The organism is Moorena sp. SIO4A5, assembly GCF_010672005.1.
Lineage (GTDB): Bacteria > Cyanobacteriota > Cyanobacteriia > Cyanobacteriales > Coleofasciculaceae > Moorena.
On record NZ_JAAHHZ010000247.1, the window covers coordinates 3,690 to 7,033 of the forward strand.

The following is a 3,344-nucleotide window of genomic DNA, read 5'->3' on the forward strand; positions in this document are numbered from 1 at the left end:
ACCCGTTCCGCTAGTCAATCCCAGAAATTTAACCAGCTCCTGGAACAAGAAGGAGCGACTATTATCGAAATGCCCACCTTGGTGATTACTCCTCCTTCTAGTTGGGCTGGATTAGATTATGCGATCGCTAATCTCGCTAACTTCGATTGGTTGATTCTCACCTCTAGCAATGGGGTGGATTACTTTTTTAAACGATTATTGAATAATGGTAAAGATGCCCGTGCTTTAGTCGGGATTAAGATTGCTGTGGTGGGTAAGAAAACTGCTGCCAGTCTGAAACAACACAATTTACAACCCGACTTTATCCCACCAAACTTTGTAGCTGATTCTTTGGTGGAACATTTTCCAGAGTCTTTAACTAACAAACAAGTGCTTTTCCCCCGAGTCGAAACCGGTGGGCGAGAGGTGTTAGTAAAAGAACTAACGGAAAAAGGTGCTCAAGTGGTAGAAGTTGCTGCCTATGAGTCTGGTTGTCCAGATTACATGGCTCCTGCTATTTTAGATGCTTGGCAACAGAGAGCAATAGATATTGTTACGTTTGCTAGTTCTAAAACCGTGAATAATTTTTACAAACTTCTCAACCAATCCTTTAACGCTTCAACGGACACTAACCAACCCTACTCTAATGCCGACCGCGAACAATCTGCACCCTTAAACACTCTCCATTCCCTTTTAGACAATGTCTGTATCGCTTCCATTGGTCCCCAAACATCCGAAAGCTGTCGCCAATTGCTAGGTAGGGTAGATGTAGAAGCAGTTGAATATACTTTAGAAGGTTTAACTGAGGCGATTGTGGCATGGGAGACTGAGAGAGGGGGAAAGACATAGGGTGCATCTGATTGGTGGAACAGGCATCAGGCGTGGAACAGGCATCTTGCCTGTTTCAATCCCTACTAAACAGCCTTATTTGCCAGAAATAGGAGTTTTATATCATCTCAGAATAATTACCCTTAATAATAAAAATCTCCCTATCTCCCTATCTCCCCATCTCCCCACACCTCCCACCCTCTCCTTAATTATGGGTATTCAAGCAGACTTGATATTAGGGCTTTTCCCCAAGGATGAGAGTTGTTTGTGTAGGCAAAGGAATAACCTTAATATTTTTAAATCCTGTCTTTTCGAGCCATAGGGCAATTTCTTCTTTAGAGCGATTGCCCGATTCGGAATGAAAGCCAATCATTAAGTACAGTTCCATCATTGTACTGCGCAATGACTGCTTAGGATTATCTTCTGGATTTATAAACTCCTGCACGATCAGCAATCCACCTGGCAATAGAGCATCGTAAGCTTTGGACAATAGCCTCAGACATTGCTCGGGAGATATATGACGCAAGACTGCAGAAAGCAGAACGACATCATAGTCGGGATCAAACTCAGTGGTATGAAAATCCGCCGACCATAGGGTAATTCGCTCTTGGAGATTGTATTGCTTCAAGAGGCTGAGGGCGATTTCTAAAGGTTCTTTGAGATCGACAACTACAGCTGTTAAATCAGGATTAGCATTACGGAACTGCTCCAGGCTGAAAGCCCCGTGTTTTTAAACCGGGGATGAAAGCCAGGTAGCGACTTTAGTCGCCGTGAAAAAGATTAAGTCACGACTTGACGGATTACGCTAAACAAGTTAATATAAAAATATAACATAATAGGTCGAGTTCTGATGATCATCTTAGAGTTTAAAGCATACGGCAAAGCTGCCCAATATAAAGCCATAGACGAGGCAATTCGGACAGTTAAGTTCATTCGGAATAGTTGTATTCGTTTATGGATGGACAACAAGGGAACAGGAAAATACGATCTTAGTAAGTACTCTAAGGTGTTAGCGAAAGAATTCCCTTTTGCCAATGAGTTAAACTCTACTGCCCGACAAGCTGCCGCTGAAAGGGCATGGTCATCAATATCTCGCTTCTTTGAAAACTGCAAGAATAAAATCCCTGGGAAAAAAGGTTATCCCCGCTTTAAAAAGCACTGTAGGTCGGTTGAGTACAAACAGTCAGGATGGAAGTTATCTTCTGAACAAAAATCAATTACTTTTAGTGATAAGAAAGGAATTGGGAAACTAAAACTCAAGGGTACCTGGGACTTGTGGCGTTTTGACAAGAAGCAAATCAAGCGGGTTAGAGTAGTCAAAAGGGCTGACGGGTACTACGTTCAATTTTGCATTTCTGTCGATGTAAATGAACAACTGGAACCCGCAGATGCAACTGTAGGATTAGACGTAGGACTAAAAGAATTCTATACCGATTCCAGAGGAGGCACTGAACCTAACCCACGCTTTTACAGGAAAGGTGAAAAGCGTCTAAAGTTTTATCAACGTCGAGTTTCTCGTAAAAAGAAAGGCTCATCCAATCGTAAAAAAGCCATTAATAGATTAGGTAGACAGCACCTCAAAATAAGTAGGCAGCGTGAAGAACATGCAAAGAGACTTGCACGTTGCGTAATCCGGTCTAACGACCTGGTAGCCTATGAAGACTTGAGGGTTAAAAACCTGGTTAAAAACCATTGTCTTGCTAAATCTATTAATGACGCAGGTTGGCATCAATTTAGAAAATGGTTAGAGCATTTTGGCAAGAAGTTTGAAAGGGTCACGGTTGCAGTGAATCCTGCTTATACAAGCCAGAATTGCTCTGAATGCGGCGAGGTCGTGAAGAAATCACTATCAACCAGAACTCACACCTGCAAATGTGGTTGTGAATTAGACCGCGACCACAATGCTGCGATCAATATTCTAAAAAAAGCCTTGGGTACGGTGGGGCACACCGGAACCTGGGTTATAGACCCGAACTCTTCAGGAGATCTGGCCTCTACTGTTCTTGATTCCGGTCAGGATCAGCAAGCTGGGTCGTTGAGTGAAGAATCCCCGCGTCTTTAGACCGGGGAGTGTCAAAAAGAGCAATGCTGTAGCTTCCAGAGCCTCCTCCTAAATCCAGCATTTTACGCCTATTGTTCAGGTTAGTATATTCAGCCAGCACTGCTCCTTGTCCTGCCATAGCTAGGTTATGCCGACCTTTGATATAGCTTGTCCAATAGGTAGCAGCATCAACAAAACCATTCTCAAAGGGAAAATCTGGTCTACCTTCACGGATCAGCTGGTCTAGATTGCCCCAAGTGTACCAGAAATTGGTAATATGGACGATGTAATCACCTTGATACTCTGGCTTGTCTGGTATTAAAAATTTAGAAGCGACTTGAGAGTTTTTAAAATTACCCTCTTCTTTTTCCAGCAGACCTAATCCAGCACAGGATTCAAGAAAAGCTTGGACAAAACCAGGATTAGCTTTGAGGTGATCGGAGACTTCTCGGGCAGAAATAGGTTGTTCCAGTAAAGGAAATATTCCAAGTTTTAT

4 protein-coding genes are annotated in these 3,344 nt (G+C 42.9%); 2 read left to right on the forward strand and 2 right to left on the reverse strand.

The window, feature by feature from the left end; translation table 11 throughout:
* Window positions 1-828 (forward strand): uroporphyrinogen-III synthase (locus tag F6K57_RS33855; RefSeq protein WP_293072322.1); only part of this gene is annotated, 828 nt, incomplete at its 5' end.
* A gap of 214 nt (window positions 829-1,042) precedes the next feature.
* On the opposite strand, the gene F6K57_RS33860 is transcribed toward F6K57_RS33855, so the two are convergent.
* Window positions 1,043-1,519 (reverse strand): methyltransferase, encoded by a 477-nt coding sequence (locus F6K57_RS33860; RefSeq protein ID WP_293072325.1) that lies wholly within the window; start codon window positions 1,517-1,519, stop codon window positions 1,043-1,045.
* A 138-nt stretch (window positions 1,520-1,657) separates the two neighbouring features.
* Between F6K57_RS33860 and F6K57_RS33865 the strand changes: the two genes are divergently transcribed.
* Window positions 1,658-2,869 (forward strand): transposase, encoded by a 1,212-nt coding sequence (locus F6K57_RS33865; protein WP_293072323.1) that lies wholly within the window; start codon window positions 1,658-1,660, stop codon window positions 2,867-2,869.
* Here F6K57_RS33865 and F6K57_RS33870 read toward each other — a convergent pair.
* The coding region (locus F6K57_RS33870; protein WP_293072324.1) for a methyltransferase dimerization domain-containing protein at window positions 2,802-3,344 on the reverse strand (543 nt) is incomplete at its 5' end. The genes F6K57_RS33865 and F6K57_RS33870 overlap by 68 nt on opposite strands.

Coding starts and splice junctions, on each gene's coding strand:
- F6K57_RS33865 (WP_293072323.1), top strand. CDS start 1,658: ATGATCATCTTAGAGTTTAAAGCATACGGCAAAGCTGCCCAATATAAA.